The 16,135-nt window shown below is 60.5% G+C and carries 15 protein-coding genes; 4 read left to right on the forward strand and 11 right to left on the reverse strand.

Features of this window, described 5'->3' with window-relative positions; genetic code table 11:
• Positions 1-14: 14 nt before the first annotated feature.
• Positions 15-1,244 (forward strand): aminotransferase-like domain-containing protein, encoded by a 1,230-nt coding sequence (locus OH764_RS29900; protein ID WP_498849659.1) that lies wholly within the window; start codon positions 15-17, stop codon positions 1,242-1,244.
• Positions 1,245-1,443: 199 nt separating this feature from the next.
• A complete protein-coding gene (locus OH764_RS29905; protein WP_498849660.1) occupies positions 1,444-2,775 on the forward strand; it encodes an amino acid permease in 1,332 nt (443 codons plus the stop codon).
• Between the two features lie 313 nt (positions 2,776-3,088).
• Here the strand turns inward: OH764_RS29905 and OH764_RS29910 are convergent, their stop codons facing one another.
• Both OH764_RS29910 and OH764_RS29915 read right to left on the reverse strand, forming a co-directional pair.
• Positions 3,089-3,493, reverse strand: a complete 405-nt coding sequence (locus OH764_RS29910; protein ID WP_498849661.1) for a hypothetical protein — start codon at positions 3,491-3,493, stop codon at positions 3,089-3,091.
• A 17-nt stretch (positions 3,494-3,510) separates the two neighbouring features.
• A complete protein-coding gene (locus tag OH764_RS29915; protein WP_498849662.1) occupies positions 3,511-3,876 on the reverse strand; it encodes a hypothetical protein in 366 nt (121 codons plus the stop codon).
• 765 nt (positions 3,877-4,641) lie between these two features.
• Between OH764_RS29915 and OH764_RS29920 the strand changes: the two genes are divergently transcribed.
• The gene (locus OH764_RS29920) at positions 4,642-7,164 is read left to right on the forward strand and encodes a PAS domain S-box protein (RefSeq protein ID WP_498849663.1); all 2,523 of its coding nucleotides are present in this window, start codon (positions 4,642-4,644) and stop codon (positions 7,162-7,164) included.
• Positions 7,165-7,195: 31 nt separating this feature from the next.
• Here OH764_RS29920 and OH764_RS29925 read toward each other — a convergent pair whose 3' ends face one another.
• The 9 genes from OH764_RS29925 to OH764_RS29965 all read right to left on the reverse strand — a co-directional run bounded on the left by OH764_RS29925 (position 7,196) and on the right by OH764_RS29965 (position 14,513).
• Positions 7,196-8,101 carry a LysR family transcriptional regulator gene (locus OH764_RS29925; RefSeq protein WP_498849664.1) on the reverse strand — a complete coding sequence of 302 codons (906 nt, stop codon included), beginning with the start codon at positions 8,099-8,101 and terminating at the stop codon, positions 7,196-7,198.
• Positions 8,102-8,215: 114 nt separating this feature from the next.
• Entirely contained in the window at positions 8,216-8,653 is a 438-nt protein-coding gene (gene aroQ, locus OH764_RS29930) for a type II 3-dehydroquinate dehydratase (RefSeq protein ID WP_498849665.1), read from the reverse strand.
• Positions 8,654-8,671: 18 nt separating this feature from the next.
• The gene (locus OH764_RS29935; RefSeq protein ID WP_498849666.1) at positions 8,672-9,724 is read right to left on the reverse strand and encodes a Gfo/Idh/MocA family protein; all 1,053 of its coding nucleotides are present in this window, start codon (positions 9,722-9,724) and stop codon (positions 8,672-8,674) included.
• 157 nt (positions 9,725-9,881) lie between these two features.
• A complete protein-coding gene (gene aroE, locus OH764_RS29940; protein ID WP_498849667.1) occupies positions 9,882-10,715 on the reverse strand; it encodes a shikimate dehydrogenase in 834 nt (277 codons plus the stop codon).
• A complete protein-coding gene (locus OH764_RS29945; protein WP_498851329.1) occupies positions 10,712-11,935 on the reverse strand; it encodes a CaiB/BaiF CoA transferase family protein in 1,224 nt (407 codons plus the stop codon). The genes aroE and OH764_RS29945 overlap by 4 nt, the downstream gene beginning before the upstream one ends.
• A complete protein-coding gene (locus tag OH764_RS29950) occupies positions 11,935-12,402 on the reverse strand; it encodes a MaoC family dehydratase (RefSeq protein ID WP_020066713.1) in 468 nt (155 codons plus the stop codon). The genes OH764_RS29945 and OH764_RS29950 overlap by 1 nt, the downstream gene beginning before the upstream one ends.
• A 2-nt stretch (positions 12,403-12,404) precedes the next feature.
• The gene (locus tag OH764_RS29955) at positions 12,405-12,797 is read right to left on the reverse strand and encodes a VOC family protein (protein ID WP_498849668.1); all 393 of its coding nucleotides are present in this window, start codon (positions 12,795-12,797) and stop codon (positions 12,405-12,407) included.
• Entirely contained in the window at positions 12,794-13,744 is a 951-nt protein-coding gene (locus tag OH764_RS29960) for a ketopantoate reductase family protein (RefSeq protein WP_498849669.1), read from the reverse strand. The genes OH764_RS29955 and OH764_RS29960 overlap by 4 nt, the downstream gene beginning before the upstream one ends.
• Before the next feature lie 193 nt (positions 13,745-13,937).
• The gene (locus OH764_RS29965) at positions 13,938-14,513 is read right to left on the reverse strand and encodes a TetR/AcrR family transcriptional regulator (RefSeq protein ID WP_498849670.1); all 576 of its coding nucleotides are present in this window, start codon (positions 14,511-14,513) and stop codon (positions 13,938-13,940) included.
• A gap of 182 nt (positions 14,514-14,695) precedes the next feature.
• On the opposite strand from OH764_RS29965, the gene OH764_RS29970 reads away from it, so the two are divergent.
• Complete coding sequence (locus OH764_RS29970; protein WP_498849671.1) at positions 14,696-16,105, forward strand: amidase; 1,410 nt, start codon at positions 14,696-14,698, stop codon at positions 16,103-16,105.
• Positions 16,106-16,135: the final 30 nt, after the last annotated feature.

Raw genomic sequence — 16,135 nt, forward strand, 5'->3', positions numbered from 1 at the left:
GAGCCAACGACGATATGTACGACTTTACAGCCCCTTTTCAAGACCCGTCCGGCTCACCGATTCGTGAGCTGTTCAAGTATCTTGCCGAACCCGGGATGATTTCATTCGCGGGCGGTTATCCAGCTAGCGACCTTTTTGACGTCGACGGTTTGGCATTTGCCCAAAAACGCGCTTACCGGGATTCGAACCGCTGTCTGCAGTACGGGCCGACCGACGGACTGCCTGAGCTAAAGAGTGAGCTGGTAAATCTGATGGCCCGTCGCGGCGTAACCTATGGGCCGAGCGAACTGCTCGTGACGACGGGTTCCCAGCAAGGACTGGATTTACTGTTGCGCGTTCTCGTCGCGCCCGGCGATGTCGTACTCTCCGAACAACCAGCTTATCCCGCGACGTTGCAGGCCCTGAAGCTTCAGCATGCCCAGATCGTTACGGCGCAAGTAGATGGCCACGGCCTCGATGTAGACAACCTCGCCGCGCTTCTTGAATCGGGAGCCGTGCCGCGACCGAAGCTGCTGTACACGGTGCCAACATTCGCGAACCCGACCGGTGCAACCATCACGCGGGAACGACGCATCGCGTTGCTCAAGCTCGCTGTCAAGTACCGGTTCGTTATCGTTGAAGACGACCCATACGGCGATCTGCGTTTTTCGGGAGACGCCGTCCCATCAACTCTTGCGTTGACGGCCGAAGTCGAGGGTTCGCGCGATTGGGTGGTTCACTTTGCAAGCCTCTCAAAGATTGTCGCGCCGGGACTAAGAGTGGGCTGGTCAATCGCGCCGGCAGAGATCACGCGCCGTTGCATCATCGCGAAGCAGACGGTGGACCTATGTAGCGCTCCATGGACTCAAGCGATCGCGGCCGAATATCTGGCGGACGGCGCGTTGGAGCGCCATCTGCCGCGCATCACCGCGATGTATCGACGCAAGTGTGACGCACTGTGCAATGAACTGCGCTGGCAACTGGACGATGCCATTCAGTTCCATCAACCCGAAGGCGGGATGTTCGTGTGGGCGCGAATCGAAGGTATCGATTCATCGGAACTCCTGAGGCACGCAATCGAAAACAAGGTCATTTTCGTCCCAGGTAAGGCGTTCTTCGCCGATAAGCTGGACATAGCATCACTGCGTCTTTCATTCGCTGCTCCCGGCGTTGTGGAGATTCAGGAAGGCGCAAGGCGGCTGAAGCGTGCGTACGAAGCAGCACTGGCAGCGGGCACATCACCGGTCCAATCCTCGGGGTCGTAAAGCAACGGCAAAAGAAGGTTTGGTGCGGTAAAGCGGATCTCCGCCCACACGTCGTCGCTCCTCAACATCCGACCCATCTTGGCCCGCTAGCACAAAAAGACAAGGTGTAAACACGTTTCATCAATAATCCAGATCAACTGTGGAGGTAGACATGCAGGACTACTAATTAAAAAAGAGCCTCAAGCAACGACACATCACGATGATCGCGCTCGGCGGCGTCATCGGCGCAGGCCTGTTCGTCGGCTCCGGCTCCATTATTGCAACCGCCGGCCCCGCGGCGATTCTGTCGTACCTGATCGGGGGCGTCATGGTGACGCTGGTCATGTTCATGCTCGGCGAAATGGCATCCCGCAATCCTGATAGCGGCTCGTTCTCCACGTATGCGAGCAGCTATCTCGGCGAATGGGCCGGCTTCGCGGTCGGCTGGCTTTACTGGTTCAAGTCGATGATTACGATCACCGTGGAGGCGATCCTGCTCGGCGCGATCCTCCACGATTTCCTGCCATGGCTACCGGTCCCGGCTGGCGCGCTGTTTATGCTGATCGCGCTGATGGCGAGCAACGCGTACTCCGTGCGCGCGTTCGGCGAAGCCGAATACTGGCTGTCGTTCGCGAAGGTCGCAACGATCATCGTGTTCATGGTGCTCGGCGCGTCGATTCTGTTCGGCTTCCAGCCGGGCATCCCCGCGCCGGGGTTCGTAAACCTGACCGACCACGGTGGCTTCATGCCCAACGGCATTTCGCCCGTGATCTCCGGCGTGATGGTCGTGATCTTCTCGCTTGGCGGCAGCGAAATCGCGGCCGTGGCCGCAGGCGAATCCGAGAACCCGGGCAAGAATGTGATCCGCGCCATCAAGAGTGTGATCTTACGCGTGATGGTGTTCTACGTCGGCTCGGTGTCGATCCTGATCCTGTGTATGCCGTGGACCGACAAGGTCAACCTGAAATCGCCGTATGTATCGCTGTTCAGCATGGCGGGCTTCACCGGCGCGGCCGTCGCGATGAAGATCGTGCTCTTCGTGTCGTTCATGTCCGTGATGAACTCGTTCCTGTTCTCCAATTCGCGCATGCTGTTCTCGCTGAGCCAGCGCGGCCATGCGCCCGCGATGTTCGGCCGCACCAACGCGAAAGGCGTGCCGATGAACGCGCTCGTGCTGTGCCTTGTGGTTTGCGTTTCGATCCTCGGCATTCACTTCCTGAGCGGCGGCGACCTGTTCCTGATGCTGGCGAAGAGCAGCGGCGCGTTCGTTATGATCGTTTGGATCTTCATCATCGTCGCGCACTTCGCGATGCGCCGGCAGACGAAGCACGAGCAACGCGACCCGGCGGCGTTCCGTGCGTGGTTCTATCCGGTGTCGAACTGGGTCGCGCTGCTTGCGCTGGTCGCCGTACTCGGGTCGCAGGCATTCAACCCGGAATCACGCTTCCAGTTCTGGTTCGCGGTATCGACGGCGCTCGCGATCGTCGTGTCGTACTACGTGCGGCGCAGGCATCCGTCGTTCGGGCAGACTTCCGGCGCGAAGGTGCGCTGACGAGGCGGTCCCGGGGCGTGCATTCAGTCGAACGCACGCCCTCGTGCACCGTGCCGTTCATGAGCAGGTGTGCGACGGTCGTTCGGAGGACCGCGAACGAGTGTTTGCCGATGTCTCTAATTGGGCCGACATACGCCCCAGGCAGCCGCTCTCACCGACCAGATCGGGCATCTTCATAAGCGGCTGCTGATCGAGCTCTCTTACCCTGCGTGCGTCACACGCTAATACGGCCACCGAAGGCGTGAATTTCGCTGCGTTCGCCTTAACCGCGCATGACGATCTGTCTGCGCGACCGGCGCGATTGCAGCGAGCTTTACGCGGCTTCTGCCAACTCTGGCCAGGCTGCGGTTTCGACTGCATGCTCGTGCAGATGTCGCCGCGCGACATCCTCGAACTGTTCGTGCCACTGCGCCACGTCGCCCCCATCGTGGACGTCTTCCAGGTCTTGCAGAAGCGCGATAACGCGTGGTTCGTAGGCGTTGACGCCTGACATCGCCAACGCGTGGAGCAATGGACCACCCTCGCCCGCCTGGTAATACCCAATGCCGAATTCTTCCAACGCGGGCGAATAGTGCTCGTCGTGGATCAGCGCGCCGATCGCGCAGCGGCGGCCATCGCGCCCACGCAACCGACAACTGCCGCTGTCGTCTTCGGACACTGCCATTTGCGCGAGAAGATGCGAGCGCACCGTCGCGAAGATCTGTTGGAGGCTTGTCATGGAGTTGCTCCGCATCTTCACGCAGCGCGCTGCAAACTACGCACTGACAGCCCGAATCTGCGCGCGATAGAGCGCAGCCGCTCGTCCCATTCCCAGATGCCGAAGACGTCGTGAACGTTCTGCAGACAGCTCAACAGTTCGACGGTTTGTGGCGAATAGATATTGAGGCGGGCGCGCAACAGTGCGCGCTTGAGTGCAGCGACCCCTGCGTCCATGTAGGCGGGAATCTGCAGCGCCTCGGCGAGGACATAGCGAACCGGCACGCCTTCCATCGACGTGCGGTAATCAATCGGACGGATCAGTGCGCCGATCGGACATCCGCCGCAACGGCCGCGGTACGCTCCGCCGCCACGCGGAAGCAGCGCAGCGTTGCCTTGGTTCATGAGATGCGCCACGCTCGCATCGAAGATTTGTTGATGAGTAAGAAATCCCGCTGCCACGGCTTTGCTCCGACGAATTAAACATGTACACACTATCGTCCGCTGACGCGATGCCTTGTATCCAGAAAAACCCTGTTTTTACCTGAACACATCAAACGACGCGTAATTTATACCGAAAAATAGCGCGACCTGACCGTTGGCCGAGCCATGTTCGACGTCGCTGGCCGTGTGCCGTTAAGATGGGAGCGCGGTTGCGTGAATTGGCGCGGTCCCCGAGCGCGGCAACCACTGCACTGATGACCCAAAAAGATTCAAACTCAATACCAAGCCGCCGGGCAATGGACAGCAATGTTCCCGCTGTGGACAACCGGCAAGTTACCTATCAACATCGATTTCGCTTTTTCGCCATTGTCGATACCTGATGCAAAACAGCGTGTTCGCCTAAAAGGCGCTCGTGCGCGCGTTCTGTCGATCAAGGTCATTTCGAGTGCGCTTTACAAATCCAATGTATTCATCCGGAGTACTTAGGATAGTGTGGAGCGCCGTGTGTTTGCCGAACTTTATGAACCATGAAAGGAATCGCGCGGTAGGCTTGCCAACAAAGCGGTCCGCTACTATTGTCCCTTGGACCTCACGCACATGTCACGACATGCCTTTAGCATAATTGCGGCTTGGCTCATACCTTGCTCGTGCAAACGTGTATAAATATTTCAGATCGCCTGTGTTTTACTCTGCCACGCGAGCGCCGCTCGCATGGAGTTACTGAAGATGACCGCAAGTCAAGATCCGCAAGTCGAAAGCGATATCGCCGTACAACTCGCAGCCGAGCGTTCTACCAACGCACGGCTGCTCAAACTTATTAACGCCCACTCGAAGATCGCGGCGACCAAGCTGAATCTGGATACCTTCTTTTCCGTGGTCACCGACGCGCTGCTCGATCTGGTGCCCGCGGCGCACGCATCGGTAGTGGAATGGGTCGACGGCGACGACATGGTGTACCGCGCATGCAGCGGGTCGATAGCGCGGCACGTCGGTTTGCGCCTGAAGCGCGAGGGGAGTCTCTCGGGTCTGTGCTCTGTCGAGAACAAGCTGCTCTATTGCCGCAACACTTCTAACGACCCTCGCGTCGACAGGCGGGCGTGCGAGCGAGTCGGAGCCGCTTCGATGATCGTCGCGCCGCTTGCCTACCACGCGGAAGTGGCCGGCGTGGTCAAGCTGATGGCCGACACGCACGATGCGTTCTCTGCCGAAGACATTGAAACTCTTGAGAGGATCACTTCGCTCGTCGCGTCCGGTATGGCGCATCAGCGCGTATTTGCCGAGAACCAGACGCTGATCGAAGAAAACGCAATCACCATTGCCAAGCTGCGCACCGAAATCGGTCTGCGCGAAGCCGCAGACAAAAGACTCGCCTCCTCCCTGCGCCGCCGCAGACTCGTGCTCGACACTACTCACGACGCTTTCATCTGTACGGACTCGAACGGCATCATTATCGACTGGAACGACGCGGCGAACCGCACCTTCGGCTATTCGCGCGACGCCGTGATCGGCCAGCCGATGCTGTCACTGCTGTTCCCCGAACGCTGCAAGGCCGAGTACGCTAAGCTGGACATCTTCGCGTTCGATCAGAAGGAGTCCGGACACAGTCCGCGCACGGAACTGACTGCGGCACGAAGCGACGGCAGCGAATTCCCGGCAGAGCTTTCCGTGGCCGCTGTGCAGTATGACGGCAGTAAAGAACTCGCATACTTCGTGCGCGACATCACCGAGCGCTTTAATGCGCGCGATCTCGACAAGCGCTTTCGTGTGCTTGTCGATGCGATCAGCGATTACGCCATCACGTTGCTCGACGCTGACGGGCTCATCACCACATGGAGTGCCGGGTCCGTCCATGTAATGGGCTACCAGGCCGACGAGGTAATCGGCAAGCCACACTCGCTTTTTTACACGCCCGAAGACGTGGCAGTGGGCAGGCCGCGGAAAGACCTCGACCAGGCCGCGCGCGAAGGCCGCAGCGAAATGGAAGAGTGGCGTGTGCGCAAGAACGGCACGAACTTCTGGGCCAACACCATCGTCACAGCGCTGCGCGATCCCAACGGCGCGCTGCAAGGCTTTGCGAAGATCACGCGCGATATGTCGCGGCGGCGGCGCATGGAAGAACTCGAAGCATCCAGCCAGCGTATGAGCCAGTTCCTCGGCCTGCTCGGGCATGAATTGCGTAACCCCCTCGCTCCACTGCGCAACGCGGTTAGCATGCTGCAGCTCAAATCGAAGGGCCACGAAGCATTTCTGCCGGAACACGAACTTATCGACCGCCAGCTGTCGCACCTCACCCGTCTGGTCGACGATCTGCTCGACGCCGGGCGCGTGACACTCGGGCGCGTGCACATCACGCCTACGCCGTGCGCGTTGCAGGCAGTCGTTCAGCTCAGTATAGAAGGCAGTGCGCCGCTTCTCGCCGCGCGCGACCAGACATTGAACGTGTCGATGCCCGAAGAGCCGATGCGCGTGAACGGCGACCTTACGCGCCTCGTGCAGGTCGTGCAGAACCTGCTGAACAACGCATCGAAGTTCAGTCCCATTGATGCGTCGATCGACTTGACGGTATTTCGATCAGCACGGCTACTCGCTATTCGTATCGACGACCCCGGCCGCGGCATCGAGCCCGATGCGATCGATGCGATGTTCAATCTGTTCGTGCAGGAAACGCCGACCGAAGAACAGGCCGATAAGAGCGGTCTTGGCATTGGACTTACGCTCGCGCGTGCAATTGTGGATCTGCACGGCGGGCATATCGACGCGCGTAGTGCAGGACGCGGTAAAGGCAGTTCGTTCACAGTATGGCTGCCGGGGTACGAAAGCGACGTTGCCGACGAAGAGACCCGCGAGAATCCGCCCGTCGCACCGCAACAAGCAAACGTGCGCGTACTCGTTGTCGACGACAACAACGACTCTGCCGACAGCATGGCGGCGCTTGTCGAAGTGCTCGGTCATGAAGCGCGCGCGGTGTACGACGGCGCCGCTGCCGTCGAGCTCGCGAAACAGTGGCAGCCAGCGCTTGTCCTTCTCGATCTTTCGATGCCGAAGGTCACCGGCTTCGATGCGTTACCGCAGATCCGCGCAGCCCTGCAGGAGCCCGGCGCGGTGATCGCGGCAATGACAGGACTCGGCACCAGCGAGGACCGCGCGCGGACCGCAGCAGCGGGCTTCGATCTGCATCTGACCAAACCGGTCGGTCTCGACGATCTGGAAGATGTGCTGCGTCTTGCAGGCAAGATATCTACGGCCTGAGAGCGTGCGATGTGTGTCGGCTCACACGACACTAACTTCTACTTGAAAACAGGTCGGCCACAACGGAGCGCAACCAGCGATTGCCCGCCTCGTGATGGTACTTCGCATGCCAATGCTGCCGCACCGCAAATTTATCGACCTGGAACGGACAGGAATGGACCGCAATGTCGTTCACTCTTGCCAATGTCTCCCCAATGTTTCGCGGCAACGTGGCGATTAGATCAGTCGACTTGATGATCGAGCCCAGCCCGAGCATGCCCGGAAGCTCTAGCACGACGTCGCGTTCTATGTTCTCGCGCAACAACGCCTGCTCCAGCAATTGTGCGCCTGTCCCGCCGGCAATGATCACGTGCCCCTCGCGACAGTACTGCTTGATGCTGAGCCTGGTGCGCACACGCGGATGGTCAGGATTGGCGAGACAGACCCAATCCTGCATATAGAGCTGTTGCTGATACATGCCGCCGCCAAGCCACGGTATATGCCCGATCGCCAGATCGGCTTCGCCGGATTCGAGCGCGCGCTCCGTGTTTCCATCGATTCTCGCGGCTTCCAGCCGAATGCCCGGCGCGTGGGCGCGCACGTGTGCCAGCATCCTGGGAAGCAGCGTGATGTGACTCGCATCTGTCATGCAGATGCGAAAGCGACGCTTTGCCGTGTTTGGATCGAACGATATCTCCCACGCTGAAAACCGACGAAGCGACTCAAGGATCTGCCTGCACGGTCCGATCAGTGCATCCGCCTGCGGCGTCGGCGTCATCCCGCCCGGCGTCCGGACGAACAACGGGTCCTGCAGGTGTTCCCGTAGGCGCCCCAGCCAGATGCTGACCGTGGGCTGACTCTGCCCAAGTTGCTCGGCAGCGCGCGTGACGCTCCGCACGTCGTACAGCAGGTCGAAGAGCTGCAGCAGCTTGAGATCAGGTAGCTCGGGACTGTTCATGGCGATATTGTCGAACGTAATGTCGCCATTGTATTCATTGCACCACGTGCATGGGCGCATCCCTGTATATCGCGCGGCGTTTGCGCGCCGCGCCCCGCCCCGACGCATCAGCTATCAGGCGGCAGCCGCCACTGCCGCCCGCAGTCCTAGCGAGTAGCTGTCTATACCAAAACCGCAAATCTGCCCCTTCACGATTTCGGCGAACACCGAATGATGGCGAAAGGCTTCGCGCGCGTGAATGTTCGACATATGAATCTCCACGATGGGTACCGTCAGGATGGCGAGGGCGTCCCGAATGCCATAGCTATAATGCGTCCATGCGCCGGCATTGATCAGTACGCCATCGACTTTATCGACGAAAGCCTGATGAATCCGCGCACACATGTCCCCTTCACTGTTTGTCTGGTAACTCTCCACCGTCACGCCAAGCTCCGTGGCCAGCGCCTGAAGTCGAGCATCGATATCGGCAAGCGTGGCAGTTCCGTATTGAACCGGATCGCGCTTGCCGAACATGTTGTGGTTAATGCCGTGCAGCATGAGGAAAGTTTTCATGAGTTATCCATACGATGTTTAGACTTGCGTCGTTTCGACAACGGCGCCGGTTTTAGCTGCCATCACGATCGCTTCGGTAATGCGCAGATTTCGTAGGCCATCGCGCGCGGTGACGATTGGTTCCGCTTCGCCTCGCACGACTTGCCCGAAGTGTTCCATCTGATACTTGAGAGGATCGTCGTGCATCACGTCCTCCACGCTGACATCGAACGGCTTCCACCAGGATCGATCCTCAGCTTTCCCGTAGGTCTTGAGGCGCATCGTCGGAATCGACAATGATCCGAACGTGCCGGCGATCACATAACAGTCTTCGTCAGAGTAGGATGTGTATGCCTTGTTTTCTTGCGAGGTCTGTTCCCAACTCCGCGCACTGGCGGCCGTATCCGATAACAGGAATGTGCCGAGTGCGCCGCTCGCGAAACGCAGATTGACGGCGACGGTATCCTCGACTGCAAAGCCGCGCGTCGCGTTTGACGAAAATGCCTGCACTGCCACGATGTCACCGCATAGCATCCGCAGGTTGTGGATGTCGTGAATCATGTTGAGCAGAATCGGGCCTGCGCCCGGTTCCTTGCGCCACGGCGCGTCCTCGAAATACTGGTCGGGCTTGAAGAACATTGCGCTGCCCACCACCGCGACTATCGAGCCGAGCCTGCCTTCGTCGATGATCGCCTTTGCGCGCGCCATGATCGGACTGTGCGCGCGGTGATGACCGATCAGCACGCTCGCGCCATAGCGGTCGGCATCGGCGACGAGCGCTTCGGCCTCCTCCACCGTGGACGCTATAGGCTTCTCCAGCAGCATCGGCACACCTGCCTGCATGCTCAAGCGCGCGTGTTCGAGGTGAAGGGTGTTCGGCGTTGCAAGAACCACCCCGTCGGGGCGGTCTTTCTTGAAGAGTTCATCGAGCGAGCGGTAATGCGGCACATGTGCTTTCGCGGCAATGTCGGCCGCCGCGACCGACGGACCGACCACCGCCGACAGGACGCAAGTCGCGCTTTCCCGGACGACACGAATATGCTCGAGACCGATATAGCCGGCACCCGCTACGGCGATACGCGTTTTCTTCATATCACTCTCCGTGTCCTCCGAGCCGGCGTGAATCGCCCACATCGAGATCAGATTGAACACGATAGCGAACGCGACGATCGGTTATAAGCCACAGCCTACTCGCGATAACGAAAGCCCGTCATCAGTCTCCGTTTGCACGCGGCGTTTCTTCGTCGCGTCAATCCAGCGGAACCGTGAGCTGGTCGATGATCGCGTGCGTGCGCGGACGCACGCCTCGCCACCATGCGAATGCTTCGGCGGCCTGTTCGACCAGCATGCCGACGCCATCCGCGACACCTTGCACGCCCGCGTGACGCGCTAGCCGCAGGAACGGCGTAAGGCCCTTTCCGTACGCGAGTTCATAGGCCGTGCCGCTCGCGCTGAAGACACTCGGCGGGACAGGCGGCCGTTGTCCGGTCAGGCTCGCAGACGTCGCGTTGACGACGAGGTCGAACTGTCCCATCGATTCAAGCTCCGAATAGCCACACGCGATGAGCGTTGCGTCCGCGGCAACCTGTTCAACGAGTGCCTTCGCCTTGTCCACGTGCCGGTTAGCGATGACGAGTCTTGCAGGCCGCGTCGCGATGAACGGCAGCAACGCGCCGCGCACCGCTCCGCCCGCGCCCAGGACCAGCACGCGCTTGCCCGCCATCGGCTGATGCAGGTTGATTTCAATGTCACGCACGAGTCCGACGCCGTCGAAGTTCTCCGCCACGATGCGCCCGTTCTCGAACTTCATCGCGTTGACGGCCCCCGCGAGAGCAGCTCTTTCGCTGCGCTCGTCGGCCATGGCGAATGCCTGTAGCTTGAACGGCGCAGTGACGTTCATGCCCTTGCCGCCCGCAGCGATGAAAGTTCTCACCGCATCGTCGAACGCATTGGCCGGCTTCAGTGGCCCTTCGATGGCGTCATACGTCATGTCCTGTCCGGTCTCCTCCGCGAAAAGACTGTGGATCAGCGGCGATTTCGTATGTCCGATCGGATTGCCGATTACCGCGTATCGATCGCTCATGGCGCACCCGGCTTCGAGAAGAGCACGCCATCAGTTTGCATCGCGTCGATCTCGGCCGCGCTGAAGCCCAGCGATTGAGCCACTTCCTCGTTGTGCTGCCCGAGATCGGGTCCGACTTCGCGTATCGACGTATCGCAGTCGGAGAAGCGGAACGGCAGATTCGGCAGACGCAGTTTTCCGAAGCGCGGATGCTCCTGCTCGATCACCATGCCACGCGCGATGATCTGCGGATCGGCGACGACTTCATCGATGCGCTGAACCTTCGCGCTCGGCACATCGACGCTGTCGAGCAAGGCCAGCACTTCCGCGACAGGCCGCGCGGCTACCCACGGTTGAACGACCGCGAGAATGGCCTCGCGGTTCGCATTCCGTCCGTTCAGACTATGGAAGCGCTCGTCGTTGCCGAAGCCAGCCGGACCGCCGTGTTGCTCGACGAGTGTGGCGAAGCGCTTCCACGAATCATCGACTTGCGCAGCGATGACGAGATCGCCGTCGGCCGCGCGAAACACGCCGTACAACGTCGATGTCGGCATGTCGTGACCCGTTTGCTCCGGCACCACGCCTTGCATCGTGTAGCACTGCACCGCATATTCATGCATCGAAAAGAGCGCGTCATACAGCGCCATGTCGATGTGCTGGCCGCGGCCGCTCTTCACCCGGCCGAGCAGCGCGGCGTTGACGGCCGCGACCGCATGGATGCCGGTGTACATGTCGCCGAGCGAAATGCGCATGAGCGGCGGCGGCTCACCGGGGTTGCCGATCATCTGCATGATGCCGCTCTTCGCTTCCGCAATGAGGCCGAAGCCCGCGCGATGCGCATCCGGTCCGGTATGTCCATAGGCGGAAATCGAGCAGTAGACGAGACCCGGATTGCGCTCGGACAACGCGGCGTACCCGAGCCCGAGCTTGTCCAGCGCGCCCGGCCGGTAGTTCTCGATGAACACGTCGGCGGAATCGCACAGACGCTGCATGAACGCCTTGCCGCGCGGATCTTTCATGTTGACGCTTACGCCGCGCTTGCCCATGTTGAGCTGCAGGAAATAGGCGCTTTGCTGGTCGTCGAGGACGGTGGCGTGCTGACGGCCTGCGTCGCCGCTGCCGGGACGCTCGACCTTGATGACTTCCGCGCCGAGCGCCGCAAGGCATCGGCCGACATAGGGACCGGCGAGAAAGTGGCTGTAATCGACGACACGGATACCTTCGAGGGGACGCGCCTGCATCATTTCGCTCCCGGACGGCGCGGGATCATCAGACGATGCTCGCCGCGTTGAACGACTTCGCCGTTCTGGTTGATCAATTCCGACGGCAACACGACGATGCCCCAGTCCGGACGGCTCTTGCTCGCGCGCATCGAGCCGACGCGGAACTTCACATGCAGTACGTCGTTAGCCTTGATCGGCAACAAAAAGTCCCACGTCCAGCCGAGCGACATGCCAGGCAGAAAGCGATAGTCACTTTGCGTCTTCAGGCCATCGGCAATCGACAATCCGAAGAGACCATGCGCGACGATCGAACCGAAATGGCTCGCATTGGCGTATTCCTCGTCGACATGCACCGGCGTGTGATCGCCTGTGAGATCGGCATAAGCGAGGATGCGTTCTTTCGTGACGGTATAGCTGGGGCTCACGCACTCGTCGCCTTCCCGCGCATCGTCCCAGTATTTTTCGGTGATGGTAGTGGTGCTCATGCTCACGCCTCCGCGCGTGGGTTGATCGCCAGCGCCTGCGCGACGCACGTAGCAGGTTTAGCCTGAATGAGTTCGACAGCGAGGCCGTCGGGCAGACGCAGCCAGTTGCGGCCCTGCGGCATTTCTGTGACGCCGAACGCTTGCGCGGCGGCAAGCGCGGCTTCGAGGTCTTCGCACATGACGCCGAGATGTGCGAGCCGCCCCTCGGGGCCCTCATGCTGTGGCGCGCTGATGAACTGCAGACCACCCAGCGTCCAGTACTGACGCGGCTCCTCGCGCGTGCCGTCGACTTCTCGCAGCGTCATGCCGAGCACCTTGTCGAAGAAGCCGATATGCCAGTGAATGTCCTTCACCCAGATCGCAACGTGTTCCAGATAACCTCTCGTCGCGCTCATGCTCCGGCTCCTTGTTTCTGGCGATCCGTCATCGCTCGTTCGATGCCCTTGATGCAGGCGACGAGTGTCGAGTTCACCGGAGTCGGCACGTTGAGGCGCTCGCCCCAGCGCACGACGGCGCCGTTGATAAAGTCGATTTCGGTTACCGAAGACTTTTCGAGGCTTTGCAGCATCGATGTCTTGAACGCGGGCGGAAGGCCTTCGGCGGCCATGTTCCAGGCGTCTTCGGCATTCGTGATGGAAAGCGTGATGCCGGCGGCCTCGGCCGCGGCCATTGCTTCTTCTACGGCCGCGAGCGACGTCGCTTTCAGAACAGGTTCATCGTAGAGCTGGCCATAGGTGAGCTGCGTGATGCCCGTGATCGCGCCCGTCGCGACGTTGATGAGCAGCTTGTCCCACATCGTGCCGAGAATATTGTCGCTGACCGTGGTCGTCAGACCGGCGGCGCTGAACGCATCCGCGATCGCTTGCGCACGGCCCGTGATGCGGCCGTCGAGTTCGCCGATGATCGTGAGCTTGCCCGTCACGCCGGCCTGGATATGGCCGGGCCCTCGCAGGACGCCGCCGACATACGTCTTGCCGGCGAGCACGCGCTCGCGTCCGACGATCTCGCTCAGCACGTCTTCGTGGCCGAGGCCGTTCTGCAGCGACAGCACGACCGTTTCCGGACCGACGAGATCGAGCGCGCCGCGCATGGCCGTATCGGTGTGAAAGGACTTGACCAGCACGATAACGAGGTCGACGGGGCCGACTTCTGCGGGATTCATCGTCGCGCGGACCTTGACCCGGCGCGTGCCGCGTTCGTCGTCGACTTGCAAACCGTCGCGGGACATGGCTTCGACGTGCGCGGCAGACCGGTCGACGAGCCACGTCTCATGGCCGCCTTCGGTCAGCGCGGATCCGATTGCGCAACCCAGCGCTCCGGCCCCTAGAAATGCTATCTTCATATGCGTCTCCTTGAACGCATACGAAGATACGGCTCCGCGTACATGCTGGCAATGCAATGACTTTAATAGCTGCATTGCGTATGGCAATAATGGGGAGGGTCTTCAGGCGACGTTACGGCACGAGAATGCAGACGCCGATCGCGCCGGCAGCCTGCATTTCGCCATTGGGGTCTATACGCGCCGAGGTAAAGCGTCAGCCCGGCAACAACCCGGCCTGCCTATAACTATCCATGAGCGTGTCAAACAGTTCGATGTCCGCGCGACCACGCGCCATGAGCTGCGCACCGGCGACTGCGGCATAAATGGCGCAGGCGCGTTGGCGGGCCCGCTGTGCGTCGACGATCTTCGCCTCTCGAAGATTTTTTTCCAGCCATGCGACATTCACATCCGCGAAAACCTGAACCTCTTTTTTCACTCCTTCGGGGAGATCGTCATACTCTGCGGCCATGAAGCTGCTCAGGCACATGCGGTTGTCGCTCTCGAGCGACTTGCGAAACGTCTCCGGGTATCGACGCAGGCTAACAAGCGGATCCGCCGACGAGGTCGCAAGCGCTTCCAGGAGCGCCGCGGAATCTTCCCAGTAACGCCTGGCAACGGCCGCAGCGAGGTCGGCCTTGCTTGCGAAGTGGTGGTAGATGCTTGCAGCCTTGATACCCACCTCCTGCGCAAGGTCGCGAATGTTCAGTCCGCCGTACCCGTGGGCCTGCGCCATTCTTGTAGCCGCGACGACGATTCTGTCGCTCGAACTTCCAGCGGCCTGATTCTTCATGGGAAGTCTCCGCAAAAAACTGTTGACTGCGCGGATTATAGCGCCTAAAGTCCAACCTAACAAACGTTAGGTAAAACGACTCGAGGCCGGCCAGCTGTCGGCTTTTTTAACGCGGCGCCGTCCTATCGAACGTTAGGTAGGTATCGTCCACATCATTGAATCGACCATTGATAGAGGTAGTTATGAGCTCGGAAATCTTTTTTCAGGATGCGACGCGACTGGCAGAACTGATCCGCAAGCGCGAAATCTCCCCGGTTGAAGTCATGCAGGCGCACCTTGACCGGATTGAAGCGATCGATCCCAAGGTCAACGCCATTGTTACGGTCGCGGACGATGCAATGAAAGCCGCGCAAGCCGCCGAAGCGGCTGTGCTCTCCGGACAGACGCGCGGGCCGCTTCACGGTGTGCCCTTCACTGCCAAAGACTCGATCGACACAGCCGGTGTACCGACGCAGCGTGGCTCGCCCATTTTCCAAGGGCGCGTGCCTGACGCCGACGCGGTTAGCGTTGCGCGGCTGAAAAAGGCAGGCGGCATCCTCCTCGCAAAAACCAATCTGCCCGAATTCTCTTATTGGATTGAGAGCGACAACCTGCTTAGCGGTCGGTCAAACAATCCGTGGGACCTTGACCGGACACCTGGTGGTTCAAGCGGCGGCGAATCGGCGGCCATTGCAGCAGGTATGTCGCCGCTGGGACTCGGCACTGATCTCGCCATCTCGGTGCGTGGGCCGGCCGCGCAGACCGGCATCGTCTCGCTTAAGGCAACCCACGGGCGAGTACCAATGACCGGCATCTGGCCGCGGGCACCGCGCCGCTTCTGGCATGTAGGTCCCATGGCGCGTAGCATCCGCGACCTTGCACTCGCCTTCTCGCAGTTGGCAGGCCCGGACGGGCAGGACGCTTTTGCGAGCAGCACCGTGCAATTCGATGCGGGCGTCGTGCGTTCGCATGATCGACCGTTGAGGGTGGGCTGGATGGCTGGGCCGGGCTTCGGACCGGTCGATGCCGAAGTCGCCGCGACTGTGCAGTCGGCGGCGGAAGCGCTCAGGAGCGTGGGCTGCCTCGTCGAGCCCGTCAGCATTCCCGCGCTGGAACGTGACTTCGCTCTTGATGTGTTCAACCGTCTGCACGTTATGGAAATGAAGCCAGCGTTCGCGGAAGCCACGGCAGGGCGTGGTCAGGACGAACTGTACAAGATGGCGAGAACAATGCTCGCGCTGCCTGATACGTCCATGAAGGACTATATCGACGCCGAACAGGCCGCCGAGCGTCTGCGGGACGGCTACGCCGAATACTTCACGAAATACGACGCGTTGATTACTCAGGTCCTGCCGATCCCTGCGCACAAACATGGCGTTGACACATTCACGATCAACGGTGAAACCGTTGACGCCAGGTATCTGCAGGGCGCAACGGTTCCGCTCAACGTGACCGGTTTGCCCGGCATTTCGATGCGATTCGGCACGAGCAAGGAGGCACTGCCCATCAACGTGCAGATCGTCGGCAGTTGGCAGGCGGAGTCCACCATCCTCCATATCGCGTCATTGCTCGAATCCGTGAGCCCCGTGCGCGATCAGCATCCGAATATCTGATGCGGCTGGGGTTTAGTTTGGTTTGGTTTC

Source organism: Burkholderia sp. M6-3 (assembly GCF_050858985.1).
Classification (GTDB): domain Bacteria; phylum Pseudomonadota; class Gammaproteobacteria; order Burkholderiales; family Burkholderiaceae; genus Paraburkholderia; species Paraburkholderia caledonica.

Coding starts and splice junctions, on each gene's coding strand:
- OH764_RS29900 (WP_498849659.1), top strand. CDS start 15: ATGTACGACTTTACAGCCCCTTTTCAAGACCCGTCCGGCTCACCGATT.
- OH764_RS29905 (WP_498849660.1), top strand. CDS start 1,444: ATGATCGCGCTCGGCGGCGTCATCGGCGCAGGCCTGTTCGTCGGCTCC.
- OH764_RS29910 (WP_498849661.1), bottom strand. CDS start 3,493: ATGACAAGCCTCCAACAGATCTTCGCGACGGTGCGCTCGCATCTTCTC.
- OH764_RS29915 (WP_498849662.1), bottom strand. CDS start 3,876: ATGAACCAAGGCAACGCTGCGCTGCTTCCGCGTGGCGGCGGAGCGTAC.
- OH764_RS29920 (WP_498849663.1), top strand. CDS start 4,642: ATGACCGCAAGTCAAGATCCGCAAGTCGAAAGCGATATCGCCGTACAA.
- OH764_RS29925 (WP_498849664.1), bottom strand. CDS start 8,101: ATGAACAGTCCCGAGCTACCTGATCTCAAGCTGCTGCAGCTCTTCGAC.
- aroQ (WP_498849665.1), bottom strand. CDS start 8,653: ATGAAAACTTTCCTCATGCTGCACGGCATTAACCACAACATGTTCGGC.
- OH764_RS29935 (WP_498849666.1), bottom strand. CDS start 9,724: ATGAAGAAAACGCGTATCGCCGTAGCGGGTGCCGGCTATATCGGTCTC.
- aroE (WP_498849667.1), bottom strand. CDS start 10,715: ATGAGCGATCGATACGCGGTAATCGGCAATCCGATCGGACATACGAAA.
- OH764_RS29945 (WP_498851329.1), bottom strand. CDS start 11,935: ATGCAGGCGCGTCCCCTCGAAGGTATCCGTGTCGTCGATTACAGCCAC.
- OH764_RS29950 (WP_020066713.1), bottom strand. CDS start 12,402: ATGAGCACCACTACCATCACCGAAAAATACTGGGACGATGCGCGGGAA.
- OH764_RS29955 (WP_498849668.1), bottom strand. CDS start 12,797: ATGAGCGCGACGAGAGGTTATCTGGAACACGTTGCGATCTGGGTGAAG.
- OH764_RS29960 (WP_498849669.1), bottom strand. CDS start 13,744: ATGAAGATAGCATTTCTAGGGGCCGGAGCGCTGGGTTGCGCAATCGGA.
- OH764_RS29965 (WP_498849670.1), bottom strand. CDS start 14,513: ATGAAGAATCAGGCCGCTGGAAGTTCGAGCGACAGAATCGTCGTCGCG.
- OH764_RS29970 (WP_498849671.1), top strand. CDS start 14,696: ATGAGCTCGGAAATCTTTTTTCAGGATGCGACGCGACTGGCAGAACTG.